Source organism: Bizionia paragorgiae, assembly GCF_900107625.1.
In the GTDB taxonomy this organism is placed as follows: domain Bacteria; phylum Bacteroidota; class Bacteroidia; order Flavobacteriales; family Flavobacteriaceae; genus Bizionia; species Bizionia paragorgiae.
This window is the reverse complement of sequence record NZ_FNQK01000005.1, coordinates 175,074-191,031: the sequence shown is the minus strand read 5'-3', so window position 1 is coordinate 191,031 and position 15,958 is coordinate 175,074. Positions and strand designations below refer to the sequence as shown.

At 36.2% G+C, this 15,958-nt stretch carries 15 protein-coding genes; all 15 read left to right on the top strand.

The genetic code is table 11. From position 1 onward, the window contains the following. The coding region (locus BLV64_RS05235; RefSeq protein WP_218138664.1) for a hypothetical protein at positions 1 to 405 on the top strand (405 nt) is incomplete at its 5' end. Positions 406 to 731: 326 nt separating this feature from the next. After that, positions 732 to 1,847 carry a suppressor of fused domain protein gene (locus BLV64_RS05230; RefSeq protein WP_092133140.1) on the top strand — a complete coding sequence of 372 codons (1,116 nt, stop codon included), beginning with the start codon at positions 732 to 734 and terminating at the stop codon, positions 1,845 to 1,847. A 268-nt stretch (positions 1,848 to 2,115) separates the two neighbouring features. Further along, complete coding sequence (locus BLV64_RS05225) at positions 2,116 to 2,562, top strand: hypothetical protein (protein ID WP_092133139.1); 447 nt, start codon at positions 2,116 to 2,118, stop codon at positions 2,560 to 2,562. Between the two features lie 216 nt (positions 2,563 to 2,778). Beyond that, a complete protein-coding gene (locus tag BLV64_RS05220) occupies positions 2,779 to 3,210 on the top strand; it encodes a hypothetical protein (RefSeq protein WP_092133138.1) in 432 nt (143 codons plus the stop codon). A 168-nt stretch (positions 3,211 to 3,378) separates the two neighbouring features. Further along, positions 3,379 to 4,167, top strand: a complete 789-nt coding sequence (locus BLV64_RS05215; protein ID WP_092133137.1) for a DUF4261 domain-containing protein — start codon at positions 3,379 to 3,381, stop codon at positions 4,165 to 4,167. A 59-nt stretch (positions 4,168 to 4,226) separates the two neighbouring features. Beyond that, a complete protein-coding gene (locus tag BLV64_RS05210; RefSeq protein WP_092133136.1) occupies positions 4,227 to 5,033 on the top strand; it encodes an SDR family oxidoreductase in 807 nt (268 codons plus the stop codon). 157 nt (positions 5,034 to 5,190) lie between these two features. Further along, the gene (locus tag BLV64_RS05205) at positions 5,191 to 5,976 is read left to right on the top strand and encodes a DUF1963 domain-containing protein (RefSeq protein WP_092133135.1); all 786 of its coding nucleotides are present in this window, start codon (positions 5,191 to 5,193) and stop codon (positions 5,974 to 5,976) included. A 332-nt stretch (positions 5,977 to 6,308) separates the two neighbouring features. After that, positions 6,309 to 6,815, top strand: coding sequence for a GreA/GreB family elongation factor (locus tag BLV64_RS05200; RefSeq protein ID WP_092133134.1), 507 nt, complete (start codon positions 6,309 to 6,311; stop codon positions 6,813 to 6,815). A gap of 160 nt (positions 6,816 to 6,975) precedes the next feature. After that, the gene (locus BLV64_RS05195; RefSeq protein ID WP_092133133.1) at positions 6,976 to 8,037 is read left to right on the top strand and encodes a hypothetical protein; all 1,062 of its coding nucleotides are present in this window, start codon (positions 6,976 to 6,978) and stop codon (positions 8,035 to 8,037) included. Between the two features lie 11 nt (positions 8,038 to 8,048). Then, positions 8,049 to 11,501, top strand: a complete 3,453-nt coding sequence (locus tag BLV64_RS05190) for a pyruvate carboxylase (protein WP_092133132.1) — start codon at positions 8,049 to 8,051, stop codon at positions 11,499 to 11,501. A gap of 156 nt (positions 11,502 to 11,657) precedes the next feature. Beyond that, positions 11,658 to 12,221, top strand: a complete 564-nt coding sequence (locus BLV64_RS05185; RefSeq protein ID WP_092133131.1) for a TetR/AcrR family transcriptional regulator — start codon at positions 11,658 to 11,660, stop codon at positions 12,219 to 12,221. A gap of 44 nt (positions 12,222 to 12,265) precedes the next feature. Then, positions 12,266 to 13,114, top strand: a complete 849-nt coding sequence (locus BLV64_RS05180; protein ID WP_092133130.1) for a DUF6503 family protein — start codon at positions 12,266 to 12,268, stop codon at positions 13,112 to 13,114. Between the two features lie 312 nt (positions 13,115 to 13,426). Continuing rightward, positions 13,427 to 14,308 (top strand): pirin family protein, encoded by an 882-nt coding sequence (locus BLV64_RS05175; protein WP_092133129.1) that lies wholly within the window; start codon positions 13,427 to 13,429, stop codon positions 14,306 to 14,308. 46 nt (positions 14,309 to 14,354) lie between these two features. Further along, positions 14,355 to 14,924 carry a TMEM175 family protein gene (locus BLV64_RS05170; RefSeq protein WP_092133128.1) on the top strand — a complete coding sequence of 190 codons (570 nt, stop codon included), beginning with the start codon at positions 14,355 to 14,357 and terminating at the stop codon, positions 14,922 to 14,924. Between the two features lie 20 nt (positions 14,925 to 14,944). Beyond that, entirely contained in the window at positions 14,945 to 15,820 is an 876-nt protein-coding gene (locus tag BLV64_RS05165) for an AraC family transcriptional regulator (RefSeq protein WP_092133127.1), read from the top strand. Positions 15,821 to 15,958: the final 138 nt, after the last annotated feature.

Here is a 15,958-nt window from a genome sequence, read left to right as displayed (position 1 = left end):
AGTATGGAGGCCTTAATGAAACAAAACATTATAAAGGTAATCGATTATGTGCAAATGGACAGTGAGCAAGGTATTGGGTTAAATCCTATTAATTTTTCATCGGGCTATTATATGTTAGAATTGTATTTACCACAAGGAGACACTTTAAAATTTAGACGTTACGGAGCAATGGGCGTTTCTTCAAAACTATTCGTCTACCAAATTCCCGAAGCCTTAGGCGGTAGTAAAGAAGTCTTTTTTATCGAACAAGAACCTAACAGCTTATATCCAAACAAATCGTTTGCTGGCTTTTACGCCATTCGGCCTAAAAGCTATAAACAATTACCAGAGTATCGCCCCTTATTAGAAAAAGAAAAACAACAACAATTAAAATCCCGACGATTGTTTTTATCAAATGAGAAGTAAAGTATAGGACGAAGCGAAATAATCAAAACCCCATTAGCAAGCACAACATGGGGCGCACATCCATACCTTAATGCTGTTTAATATAAACCAAACGTGTACATCGCAAATAAAAGTTCGATATGTAATTTCGTCGCCAAACTAAGTCCTTTAGATAAAATAAACGTGAGTTTTACCAAACTGCCCCTCTGCTTTTTGCAGTAATCTATAAATGATAAGCAAGTTACTTCATTACTGTATTGTGTATGTAAAAAAGGCCTACTATCTTTACACCTCAGCAGTAAAAGATCTAATTTAAATTAAAAGCAGAATCGCCACAAAACCATACTATGAATTTCTTTACCAAGTTATTTTCTTCAAGAAGCAAAGCTTTACAAAAAGCGCAAGTCCTACTTGAAGTACAATCCCCTACTTGTCCCATAACCGCAATTGTAGAACAGGATCAGCGAGTGGCATACTTTTATTTATACGGCCCTGAACATTTAAAATATGGCATTAAATCCTGTTGGATAAGAAACCTAAAAAAAGCGCCAATTAAACTTGAAACACAGCTTATGAATAAGGGCATTCCGCCCATGCTTCCCAAGGCCTTTTGTAAGTTTCCTGAAGGACAAGAAAAGCTGGACCCTAAAGATTTAAAGGTGTTATGGACCGAGGAAGGTGATGCCGCAGCGTTATCACTAAACGATGAAGTGATTGCCATTATTCCTAGTTGGTCTGGTCAGAACGGATTTTATGGTTATGCGAGAGACTGTAAAGGTGAAGGTAATTTTGCTTGGGAATTAGACAAATCCAACTCCTTTTTAGATCGCATAGATCAATCGCAAGTCTATTGGGAGTCGTGGGATGATTCAGTAACGCCATTTCAAAAACAACAACCCGAAATTCTCAAAGCCTACGACTTAGCTTATGGAAAGCACGATAAGTATTTTGCTATTAATGGCGATACCTGGCCACCAAGAGGCTTATTCTTAAAACAAGGTGAAGCGGTAAATTTATTTGCTACTGTCGGACTTTCGCTACTGCCAATGCCGGTGGTAGAGCGCTTTGCAGAAAATAGATTTAAAACCAACAGAATTGAATTGGGTATGATTTTAAACGGCGTGCTTTCAGAAAAAGACATGCAGAAACTAACCGAATGGATTAGCGGACAAGCCTCCATTCCTTGGGATAATATTACCTTTCTAGGTGAAGGTCATACCATTAGTTTCAAACCCCTTGATTCCATGCGATTTAATACTGTAGTCCTCACCAATAGTTTAGATATTTTCCCAAAAGTTAAACTGGAGAGGTACCGTAAATCGGTAGTTAATTTCTTGTGGATGGTTCCGATATCAGAACGAGAACGAGACCATATTATTAATAAGGGGAGTGCACACGTTTTAGAACAACTTAATGCTATTGGTAACGAGGTGTTTTCAATAGAACGGGATGAAGTCATTTAAACACTTCTTTTAGTACCTTATAACAACACGACTGAACTCTAATTGGTTATAACCGGCACAAATCCGTAAAACACGATTGTGTTCATAACCCTAAATTTTTATCGAACTCGTAGATTTACCAGCCTCATTTTACATTTCTTCACTAATTCTCAGCGTTTTTTTATGATTTTATATATCTTGTTTCACTAAACGAGATCATTACCACGGCGATTGATAAAAACATGCTCGTTTTACATATTGCATAAAATCCACTTAAAAACGAGACACTATGAGTTATGATTTAATGGTATTTAATCCCAAAACTGCACCACGAACAGCATCAGATTTTATGCAATGGTATAAACAGCAAACAGCATGGGAAGAAGACCATAGTTATACCGATCCAAAGGTGACCTCCGAAGCCCTGAATGGATGGTTTTTAGACATGATAACGGACTTCCCTGCGCTTAATGGGCCCTACGCCCCTGCTGATGACGATGACAAAATGGACAATGATGAAATCACCGATTATAGTATTGGAAAAGAGATTATTTATGCAGGCTTCCGATGGTCGGTAGCAGAAAAAGCCTATCCTAAAATGCTGACTTTAGCAGAAAAACATAAGGTTGGTTTTTATGACCCTAGTGGTGATGGCTCTATTCTATTCCCTAATAACCATGGGCGTTTAGAAGCGATAAATATAAAATCAAAACCATGGTGGAAATTTTGGTCATAAACGCGATCTAATATACACACTAACTGTACTGCGAAATAGCTGCAATAAAAAGTCAAAAAAACGAGGACTAGCACAGTTAACCTCTTGACAACAACATTATTTTTACAACAACTTAAAGTTTGTCGCCTAACTAAAAAATAAATTGTTAAATTAGTAGATTAACAAAACCATTCACTACCGATAGGTATTAATAGACAATCAATAGAAACTACAATTATGAAAACAGTCCCAAATTTTAAAGCACTTATTAAAACTGTATGTATATCAGCATGCTTAGTTCTTGGAAGCACTGAGCTAATGGCTCAAGACAAAAACTCACAACAGCCAAATGACTTTAGAATTATTATTGAAAAGAGTGGTAATCAAATAAAAATGGAAAGTGATAAAGGTGCTGCATGGGTGAAATTATCACTAAGTCCGGATAATACCACGCCACAAACCATTGATGAATATGGTATAACAGATGTAAACAATGTCAACTCTAAAAAAGACCCTAAACTTGCGGACTTCCTATTTACAATCACGAAAACTAAAAATGGTGTTAAGCTAAAAGGCATCGAAGGAACGGATTGGAAAGATTTAGAGTTTTCTCTTATAGCAGACCAGAAACAGATGATAAATCGTTCTGGAGTGCTTCAATTAAAATAAAACACGTGCCAACATACGTAATTAACTCGTATTGGCAAACAGTCGTATTAACAACAAAGCTACAAGGGAATCTTGTTTTAGACCTACAAATGGGAAGACAAACAGTTTTTTAAAGTAAAATTTCCCATTACAAAAACACTAACAACACTATTAATTGCTACTCTATTTATGGGCTTATTTAGTTTCTTATCCAAATCAAAAAAAACAAAAGAAAACCCGAAAAGTACAATTTTAGGAATGGTCCTTTTAGAAGACCCTAATTCGTTTAGCCTGACAGGTACAATAAATGAGCTTAGAAACATCTGGAAATTAGAGGTTAATGATAAGGATGCCGATAACGATACCGCTGTTTTGAGTATTAATGGTTATCAAGTTGCTATTGCAGTTATAAAGATGCCCATTCCTAACCAAGAAGTAGAGTCTGCTGCAGATTATAATTATTTCTGGAAAAGTGGCGCTTTGGAAGTTGCCAACCATAAAGGACATATTATTATATCTATTTTAGACACAGGAAAAAACGACTTACACGAAAATATAGTGTTTAGTCAAGTTACTTCAGCTGTTTTAAAAAATAGTCAAGCTTTAGGAGTATATCTTGGTAGCCGAACTTTAGTTTTAAAAAAGGAGTTTTACTTGGAGAATATGGACATGATGAGCGAGAGCGATCTTCCAATCTATAACTGGGTGTACTTTGGTTTAAGACAAGAAAACGGCAAACAATCTGTATATACTTATGGACTATCAGATTTCGGTAAAAAAGAAATGGAAATTGTAGACTCTTCAAAATCTTTGGATGAACTTAATGAAATGATGTACAATTTAACGCATTATGTAATTGCTTTTAATGTAACTCTTAACGATGGGGAAACCGTCGGTATTACAGCAGAAGAAAAATTACTAATATCAGAATCTAAAGGACGGTTTTTAGAATGTAAAACTCTAAAAATCAACTATTAACACAAAACACACTTCCACTTATAGGTGGTTACACCGATATTAAATTTGAGATTTAAATTATGAAACAACTAAAAAATAAGACCGTACTTATTACAGGCGGAGGTTCTGGAATTGGAAAAATAATGACCCGTATATGTTTAGAACGTGGTGCCAAAGTAATTATCTGGGATATCAACAAAAAAAACATTGACGATACCTTAAGCGCATTTTCTAGCCAAGGTGAAGTCTACGGATTTCAAGTTGATGTTTCTAACTACGAGAACATTCAAGACGTTGCAAAACGTGTTAAAAATAAGGTTGGGCGTGTCGATGTTTTAATCAACAACGCCGGAATTGTAGTGGGTAAATTTTTTAACGAACATACGGTTTCTGATATTACCAATACCATGGCTATAAATGCTAACGGCCCTATGTATGTAACCTTAGCTTTTCTAGACGATATGATGGCACATAACACCGGACACATTTGTAATATCGCCTCTTCTGGTGGATTAATTTCCAATCCAAAAATGTCGGTTTATGCAGCCAGTAAATGGTCCCTTATCGGCTGGTCTGATAGCCTCCGATTAGAAATGATTCAAAAGAATAAAGCCATAAATGTCACGACTATCCTACCCTATTATATTAACACAGGGATGTTTGATGGCGTACAATCTAAAATCCCAATCCTTGATCCTGAAGCGGCTTCGTTAACCATAATTAAAGCCATAGAATCCAATAAACGACTAGTAAGTATTCCTGGCTACATATATAGGTTTACCCGCTTAGGTCAGGCTCTATTATCAATAAACGCTTTCGATTGGTTTGCCGGTAAAGCTCTAGGAATCTATAAAACAATGGAGCATTTTACGGGACGTAAAAAATAATTCTGACTAGGTATATAAGTGAACTTCTTTTAAATATATAGAACACCACAATACACTATCAACACTTAAGTTTTCAGTTGGCTTTCAATTCTCATTTACTAAAAAAAGAAATTTAAAATCGGATGCGCTTTATAGAAAGGTTATTTAAAAATCCAATATGGGAAATAAAGTACCAAAAACACAAGCTACAGTCATGGAAAAGCCTATAGATAATGAAGTTGAACAGGAGTTTAACGACCTGATGAAACTACTAAACAAACACAAACGCACTGCATTTATACCTACGACAGAAGCACACGACCGGGTGTTTTCGGCCGACTCAAAAATTGGAGGGCTTCCCTATTTACGACATGAAAACGATTGGCCTACCTGTCCTAATTGCCAAAAACACATGCAATTGTTCCTTCAGTTAAATCAAGAACATCTGCCAAACAGTAAAGCAACAGAACTTATTCAGCTGTTCTACTGCACCACAACCGACCCTCTATGTGAAACAGACTTAGAGGCGTTCTTTCCTTTTTCTGAAGCTGTCGTTTGTCGGCAAATAGAAATCAAAGGCCCTTCAGCTAAAACCAGTCCGGAAATTGAATCTCTATTTGATGAAAAACGTATCGTTGGATGGACACCCAAAGACGATTATCCACACCCGGAAGAATATGAACAACTGGGAATAGATTTCGAACTAGATGATGAGGTCTATGATTTAATGGAAGAACGAGGCGTGGGCTTGACGATACAAAAGGATAAACTTTATGGTTGGCCGCATTGGATTCAAGGTGTAGAATATCCCTTTGATAGAAAAACGGAAAAACAAATGGAGTTAGTGTTTCAATTGGACTCTCACGACAATCTACCATTTATGTTTGGTGATGTTGGTATCGGACATGTAACACAGAGTCCCGAGAATCCTCAAGAACTCGCCTTTGCTTGGGCCTGCTCCTAAAATCAATTTAAATCACTAATTTTCAACACGATACCCCATACTATTATCCTATTATGAAACCATTAATATTCCTTTTCTTTTTATGTACATCACTGTGTTTTTCACAACAACAGTATGCATATTTAATCAAATCAATATGGACTAATTAGTTAATCCTGAGCCTATTCGATTTATAAAGTATTGGTTTATAAATACCATCAATCAATTTTATAATAAACCATTCATAAAAAATTTACTACCAACCTTAAGCTTTCCTTTTATTTGGGCTATTCATAAATTTGTTATAAGTTTATAAATACGCGAACCCATTAACATTAAAGGATAATTAGATTATGAGCAGAGGATTTGTTAAAGAAGACGACCAGGAAGAAGTACCCATGGTACCGCCTAGAGCTGACCTACCTAGCGGTATAATTAATTATGTTACACCAATAGGTTTGGATGCGCTACTGCAAGAACGCGAGACTTTAATTTCTGAAAGAGAACACTTAGATAGTATAAACGAAAAAGAAAAGCGTATTGCCACCAATCATATAAATGCGAAACTTCAACTCTTAAACAATCGCATTGCTACCGCTAAGGTTATGAACCTTGAAAAGCAGCCTCAAAACGAAGTGCGATTTGGAGCTTTTGTGACCCTAAAAATTGGAGGCGCTCCTACCCTACAAAAATATCAGATAGTTGGTGTGGACGAAGCGGATATCGCTAAAGGTAGAATAGCCTTTATATCACCAATCGCTAAGCTACTCGTCAACAAAAAAGTGGGCGACCAAGCCATTTTAAAATTAGCACATGGGGAGCGTGTTTTTGAGATTGTAGACATCAGCTATTCCTCGTAATTCTCACTCTTAAAATCACAGTGTTTTTATCCATAATTAACAAAAATGGTACTAAATCTAGGTATTGTTAATCACTTTTAATAACTCTTGACTATTTTGAGTGTAGATTATTGCATTTAATTAATTTAAAAATTATCTTCGACCATATAGCTCAATCATCGTGGATAAAAAACTAATTTCCAAAAAAAAACCAGCATTTCCCATCACGCCATTATTGTCGGAATACCTTTCTGCGCAAGGAAGAAATATAAAAATCCCCATTTTCTATGATGATTTATTGCGTTTTCAAGGCGCTATTGAAATACTTGATGAAAATGACAATGACACCTTGTGGATTAGAACGTATTACGCAGAACACGAGCGCGACGAAATAGAATATAGTCTTAAACAAATGTATTCTATTCTTCACTCAGATGGAAGTGATAGTATTATCCCGTATATAAACATTGATAGTATTGACTTTTGCACCTTTGGAAACACGAAACCGTTTCGTATAAAGGTGAGGAATATATTAAATGACAATTACCTCTACCTCTACGTAAAAAAAGCTGATGCTTCTCGCGTTTATGGTTTAGAATTAGAGCATTTATTATCCCCTAATCACATTACGTTTTTAGTCCATAAAGACACGTTAATAGAAGAGCATATTTCTGGTGTTGCTGGAGACACCTTTATCAGTCATCATTTAGATAAACTTCCGGAGCAAGACAGGCGGGCATTGGCTAAAGAGTTTGTAAAATTTAACGAACGTTGTTTTGTGCGTCTTTTGGCCGATATGCGCTCGTATAATTATGTGGTGGTGATTACCCAAGATTTCGATCGTGTGCAGTACCGTATTCGTGCTGTCGATTTCGATCAGCAAAGTTATGAAGGCAATCCTAAGGTGTATAAACCACAATTTTTAAAGGAAAATAACGCTTTAGTAAATTTAAGCTTAGAGGTCTTAGCCCAAGAGTCCATCGAGCAATATGAAAAAGAAGAGCGTTCCTTATTAGCAAAGCGGGCTACTGTAGAACAAGAGCGTTTGGAGCACCTTTTACACTGTATGAAGAATGATAACATTTCAACGCCAGCAAAAATAAAACAGCTTAAAAGAGGCCTCTTTGATCTCGTGGGAGATGTTAATTTTAAAAAATCGAAAAACATGGGTGAATTGTTAAGTAATGCCATCGATTTTATTGTTAGGAATTACAAAAATGAAAACCCTTTTATTATAAAATAACACAACTATATATGAAAATTAAAAAAATATTAATTGCTAATCGCGGTGAAATTGCAATCCGTATTTTACGAGCTTGTACCGAACTTAATATCGCAACCGTAGCAATTTACACTTACGAAGACCGGTATTCGCAACACAGAAATAAAGCAGATGAGTCGTATCAAATTGGTGAAGATAACGATCCGTTAAAACCGTATTTAAATAGTGATGAGATTATTGCTTTAGCAAAGTCTAAAGGTGTCGATGCCATTCACCCAGGTTACGGATTTCTTTCAGAAAATTCAGAGTTTGCTAGAAAATGTGCCGAAAACGGTATCATTTTTATTGGTCCAGACCCAAAGGTTATGGATGCCTTAGGAGATAAGATTACCGCAAAAAAGATTGCTTTAAAATGCAATGTTCCTATTATAGAAAGTAACATAAAAGATTTAACCTCTCTGGATATTGCTATTGCTGAAGCCAAGAGAATTGGTTATCCTTTAATGCTTAAAGCTGCTTCTGGTGGAGGAGGTCGTGGAATGCGAATTATTCGTAAAGCTGAAGACTTAGAACAAAATTTCGACTCGGCAAAAAACGAAGCTCAGAATGCCTTTGGTGACGATACCATGTTCTTAGAAAAGTATGTGGAAGACCCGAAACATATAGAAGTGCAAATTGTAGCTGATAACCACGGTACTATTCGTCATTTATTTGAACGTGACTGTTCGGTACAACGTCGCCACCAAAAGGTTGTAGAAATAGCCCCTTCTTTTAATATTTCGGATAGCGTAAAACAAGCGTTGTACAAATACGCTATCAGTATTGCTGAAGAAGTGAGTTATAACAATATTGGTACCGTAGAGTTTTTGGTTGACAAAGACGATAACGTGTATTTTATTGAGGTGAATCCTAGAATTCAAGTAGAACATACGGTTACCGAAATGGTAACAGGTATCGACTTAGTTAAAACGCAAATCTTTGTTGCGGGAGGCTATAAACTATCCGATCAACAAATAAAAATATACAGCCAAGAGTCGTTAGCAACCTATGGGTTTGCGCTTCAATGTCGTTTAACAACCGAAGACCCTTCTAATAACTTTACTCCAGATTATGGTACAATAACCACATATAGAAGTGCTGCCGGAATGGGAATTAGACTCGATGCAGGAAGTATCTATCAAGGCTATAGTGTGAGTCCGTTTTTCGACTCTATGCTTGTAAAGGTATCTGCTCATGGTAGGACTTTAGACGGTGCGGTTCGTAAAATGGTACGTGCCTTAAAAGAGTTCCGAATCCGTGGGGTAAATACCAACATTCACTTTTTACAAAATGTAATTCAACATGACACCTTTAAATCGGGAGAAGTTACTGTAAACTTTATTCAGAATACCCCTTCCCTATTTAAAATTAAATTACCTCAAGACCGTACCTCTAAGGTTACTCAGTTTTTAGGTGAGGTGATTGTTAATGGTAATTCGGATGTCAAATATACAGACCCTAACAAGGTCTTTAGAAATCCAAAGGTTCCTAAATTTAACATCAATGATCCGTATCCTAAAGGAACAAAAGATCTGCTCACCGAATTAGGTCCCGAACAATTTTGTAACTGGCTTAAAAACGATCAGAAAATTCATTATACAGACACAACGATGCGTGATGCTCACCAGTCGTTATTGGCGACACGTATGCGAACTTTTGATATGTTAAAAGTTGCTGAAAGTTATGCCAAAAATCATCCGAATACGTTTAGTATGGAAGTTTGGGGTGGCGCAACCTTCGACGTGTGCTTACGTTTTTTACACGAGAGTCCGTGGACGCGACTTCGCGAATTGCGTAAAGCGGTTCCAAATATCCTTTTCCAAATGCTTCTCCGCGGTAGTAATGCTGTGGGTTATAAAGCCTACCCTGATAATTTAATTGAGAAATTTGTTGAAAAATCTTGGGAAAATGGAGTGGATATTTTTAGAATCTTCGATTCCCTAAACTGGGTTAAGGCAATGGAACCAAGCATTACCTATGTTCGTGAACGCACAGGGGGAATTGCGCAGGCAGCCATAAGTTATACCGATGATATTTTAGACGTAAACAACACCAAATACAATCTTAAATACTACACGCAACTAGCCAAAGACCTTGAGAATGCTGGTGCCCATATGATTGCTATAAAAGATATGGCTGGTTTATTAAAACCTTACGCAGCAACAGAGTTGGTAGCGGCATTAAAAGATACAGTAAACTTACCTATTCATTTACATACTCACGATACCTCGTCTTTACAATCGGCAACCTATTTAAAGGCCATTGAAGCTGGTGTTGATGTGGTAGATGTGGCATTAAGTGGTTTATCAGGATTAACCTCTCAGCCTAACTTTAACTCTATTGTTGAAATGATGAAATACGAGCCTCGTGCTCACGATTTCAATATGGAGACTTTAAATCAGTTCTCAAACTATTGGGAAGATACACGAGAGTTATACTATCCTTTTGAATCGGGATTAAAAGCAGGGACTGCCGAAGTCTTTAAACATGAAATTCCTGGCGGACAGTATTCTAACCTACGTCCGCAAGCAATCGCTTTGGGATTAGGAGATCGTTTTGATGAGGTGAAAAAGATGTATACCCAAGTCAACACCATGTTTGGAAACCTTATAAAGGTAACACCAAGTAGTAAGGTGGTTGGTGATATGGCAATTTTTATGGTGACCAATAATTTAACACCTCAAGACGTTATGGAGCGCGGTGAAGAAATATCGTTCCCAGAATCGGTAATTAGTTTCTTTAGAGGTGATTTAGGCCAACCTTCAGGAGGTTTCCCTGAGAAATTACAGAAGATTATTCTTAAAAACCAAGTGCCGTATTCCGACCGACCAAATGCGCATTTGGAACCTATAGATTTTGATGCTGAATACGAAGTCTTTAAAAAGAAATTCCAAAAAGGCTTTACTCGAGCTCTTGAAATAGAAGATTTCCTATCCTATACTTTATATCCAAAAGTATTTGAACAAGCACACGAAAACTATAAGCTTTATGGTAATCTCGCATTAGTGCCTACCAAGAATTTCTTCTACGGTATGAAACAACGTGAAGAAACTTCTATCGAATTAGAACCGGGTAAAACCATTATCGTCCGACTACTTTCCGTAGGAATCCCTAATGAGGATGGAGTTAGAATAGTGTTCTTTAGTGTGAATGGTGAAAACCGATTTGTTGAGGTTTTAGACCGCTCACTAAATATAAAGAAGGAGGAGCATATAAAAATTGATCCAGAAAATTCTAATCATATTGGTGCGCCTTTACAAGGTTCGCTTTCTAAGCTAGTGGTAAAACGCGGTCAAGAAGTGAAAGAAAATGACCCGCTGTTTATTATAGAAGCTATGAAAATGGAAACTACAGTTACCGCTTTTAAAGCTGGTAAAGTGAAATCCATTACCCTTAAAGAAGGTACAATGGTCATGCAAGATGATTTGGTTTTAACTATTGAATAAATAGGTTATAAAACACCATTTAAAAAAAAGCGAACATGATGTTCGCTTTTTTTTATGCTCTAATATTCTCGCTTTCAATTAGCAAATACTAAAATATTCCTAATTTTTATATTATTTCTAAACGATTGTTTAGTTTTGATACCAATTATTTTAATCATGGCAAGAGCAAAGGCATACAACGAAGGAGAGGTGGTGGAAAAAGCCATGCAGGTATTTTGGCAAAAAGGATATACCAACACATCGATGCAGTTACTTGAAAAAGAAATGGGTATTAATAAATTCTCTATCTACTCGAGTTTCGGTAATAAAAACGGGTTGTTTTTAGAAAGTTTAAAATGCTATAAGCAGAAAATAAGTCATTTAAATTCAACCTTAAAATCGTCATCACAAGGTCTAGAAGGCATCAAAACATATTTTTACGACTTTTTAGAGTTTTCAAAAGCTACAGCGTTTGGTAAAGGGTGCTTAGTAACGAATACCGCCAATGAATTGGACCAAGACAGCGACGAACAGATAAAAGAAGCCCTCTTTTTATTTACTCAAGAGGTAAAACAGCTTTTTGCATCTGTTTTAGAACAAGAGGGCACAACACCTGCAGAACGTATAGAACAACACGCTGATTATTTACTCATCTCTATGTTTGGCCTATCATCGGCTAGTCGCCGATGCACGACAACACAATTACAGCATTATATAGAAACCGTTTTTAAAAATCTGTAAATCACAACCGTATTTATCCATTATTATTAACTATAAAAAATCAAATGAAAGCACTCACATTATCTTTAGCGTTAAGCTTAGTACTCGCCTCTTGCGGGAAAACCACAAAATCTAATACTACAAACGAACCGGTTGCAGAAACTTCTCATACAGCACAAGAAGAAGCTCAGCCAGCCTTTACAAATAAAGGTCATGAGCTCATTTATAAAATGACCCAAAAAGTTGGCGATTATAACCAACTGAGGAGCAAAAATGATGTAGTGTACACTTATACCTACCAAACGCCAGATGGGAAAACGGATATCGTAACCGAAAAATATATTTTTGACGGGGAGTTGTCTTATGGTAAATACGTACAACACGAAAGAACCTTACCAGAATACGAAGGTATCTTAGAACAAGGCTACGACGGAACGGAGTATTGGATGAAACACAATGGTGAACTAGTAACCGATGCCAAGCTTTTAAAAGCTGTAAAATTTAATAGGCCAACCAATTTCTATTGGTTTACTATGATGCAAAAATTAATGGACGACGGTGTGATTTACGAGCATATTGGAGAACAAACTATAGCGGATAAAAATTATGATGTTGTAAAAATCTCATTTGAAAATGACGACACCGTAGCCACAGATATTTACCAGGTTTATATAAATAAGGAAACGCAACTTATTGATCAGTTTCTGTTTACTGTAGCCGATTTTGGCGTTATAGACACTCCGTTTTTAATGACATTAGCCTATGAAAATATTGATGGTATTTTATTACCGACACAACGCGCTTATAAAAAATCTGATTGGAATGCGATAGTTACAGATCAACCGGCAATTAAAGTTACCTGGTCGGACATTACTTTCAATACCAACTTAAGTACAGACGTCTTTAAAAAATAAATACAGAACCAAAGTCAAAACATTTCTAAAGCAAGACTCATTACTAGTCTTGCTTTTACTATTATAAAAGGATTTGAGCTTATAGTGAGTGTCATTAAAAAACTTAATTAGAGCAGTTCACTTGTTTTTAATTAAACCTTTAGAACCAATCTAAGAAAACCAAAATTCAAATCAAACATCACAATAACCTATTAACTAGTAATTTGATTCTATAAATAGTTATATAATTTAATTTTTGTAATGCAGATTACCTACAAAACTGTAAATTTGACTAAGGCGTAACACAAATTAGCCTCTGTAAACTTTAAAAACATGTCGAACGTAAAACTTATTATAGAAGAACGCGCAGTCAGCATAGGTAGTTTTATGGTGGGACGCTTATTACCATTCCGTCAAAAAAGAATGGTCGGTCCTTTTATATATATCGATCATATGGGACCCGTTAAATTAAGTGAACGAGATAATTTTGATGTATTGCCACACCCACACATCGGACTATCGACTCTTACATTTTTATTTGAAGGGAGCATCATGCACCGTGATTCTTTAGGTAATAGCGTAGAAATAATGCCTGGTGCCGTAAACTGGATGACTGCAGGTAAAGGGATAGTTCATTCCGAACGTACACCAGAGTATTTAAGAAATTCTGAGTTGTTTATGCACGGACTACAAATTTGGGTAGCCTTACCAAAAGATCTTGAAGAGATGGATCCCGAGTTCTTTCATATTGAAGAATCACAAATCCCAAAATGGGATCAAGGTGATGTGGAATTTAAACTCGTTGCTGGTGAGGCCTTTGGAAAACAATCGCCCGTACCAGTCTTTAGTAAACTCTTTATGATTGAAATAAAAAGTAAAACGAAGCAAACATTGAATATTGGAGATCAACTTTATGGTGATTCTGGATTGTATATTCTTGAAGGCGCGATTGAAAGCGGTGGAAACGTTTATGATTCGAATCAGTTATTAGTAGCAAAAGAAACTACGCTTTGTGAGTTTACCATTCATGAAAATAGTTCTATTTATCTATTTGGTGGGGAGCCTTTCCCTGAAGAACGTTTTATAGATTGGAACTTTGTCTCCTCAAGCAAAGCGCGTATCGAAGAGGCTAAGCAAAATTGGAAAACCCAATCTTTTCCAAAAATTAAAGGTGACTCTGACGACTATATACCTTACCCATCCCCAAGATTTTAAACGTAAAATTCAATTTCATAATCTCATTTAATACAAGATAAATCAAATGAAAACAAGCCGATTAGAAGCCTTTAGTGATGGCGTATTAGCAATTATTATAACTATTATGGTTTTAGAGCTCAAAGCTCCAGAAGACACTAGTTTAAACTCCCTACTCGCTAAAACTCCGGTTTTTATAAGTTATATCGTTAGTTTTATCTATCTAGGAATTTACTGGAATAACCACCATCACCTATTTCAAATTACGCAATGGGTAAACGGAAAAATACTATGGGCTAATTTACACTTGCTCTTTTGGCTTTCACTAATTCCATTTACAACAGCTTGGATTGGTGAGTTTTACAACGAAACCCTTCCTGTAATTGCCTATGGTGTGGTGCTTCTCTTTTGTGCCATCGCCTATTTTATTTTACAAGCACAAATTATAAAATCTCACGGTGAAGAATTTCCTTTAAGAAAAGTAGTTGGCTCGGATCAAAAAGGAAAAATTTCTATTATATGTTATTCATTAGGTGTTGCCTCTTCTTTTTTTAGTACCTGGCTAGCCATAGCTTTTTATGCTTTAGTCGCGATATTATGGCTTATGCCAGACAGACGTATAGAAGAAAGTATATAATAGTATAACAAAGAGCGCCCATGGAAACCGTAAAAACATACGAAAAAGTAAATTACGATCAGCATCACGTCAGTTTTGGTATCTCTAAAATGGAAGCTATTTATACCAAGCGAAACGGAAAAATTGACGTTCCTCATAGACACAACTACTACACTGTTTTAATAATAAACAAAGCCAAGGGCCTCCATAAAATAGATTTTAACACGTACGAGCTATCAGAAAACCAAATTTTCTTTGTTGCTCCGGGACAGGTCCATCAAGTTATGGAAACCGAAATGTCCTCGGGGTTTGCAATGACCTTTTCCAATCAGTTTTTAGTTGAAAACTCAATCCGTCTCTCTTTTATAGACAGCTTAAACCTGTTTAATAATTACGGCCAAAGTCCGCCATTAACCCCGAGCCCAGCTCAATTTGAAACTATAGCTCATTTTTTAAATGAAATCTATAAGCTTTTCCACAGTGATAGAAACATGAAGTTTCTATCTATAGGTGCGTTTCTAAAGCTTTTACTAATAGAGTGTAACAATATATGCTCTATAAACCCTATTGAGTCGGATGTAGATAACTCGGGAGACAATTTAATTCGGTCTTTTAAAAAAGAGGTCGAACACCATTACAAAAAAGAACATTCAACGACCTTTTATGCTAACACACTTTTTATTAGTCCCGATCATTTAAACCGAACCGTTAAAGCAAAGATTGGAAAAACGGCTAAAGATTATATTCAAGCACGGCTAATTACCGAAGCAAAAAGACTATTATATTTTACCGATTTAACTCACAAAGAAATAGCTTACGAATTGGGTTTTAATGAGCCTGCAAATTTTAGTGCCTTTTTTAAAAAACACACCAAGGTCTCGCCTACTCACTTTAAAAATAACGAGATCAAATCTTAAGTGGTAGCAATTAAAAGACGATATTAATTAATAGTCCAGCACGAGTTTTCAATAGCCTTTACCTCTATTTATAAGTAGCTCATTACTCTATTATAGAGTTTTCGGCCATGGCGAGCGATGGAGATTTGTGCTTCACTG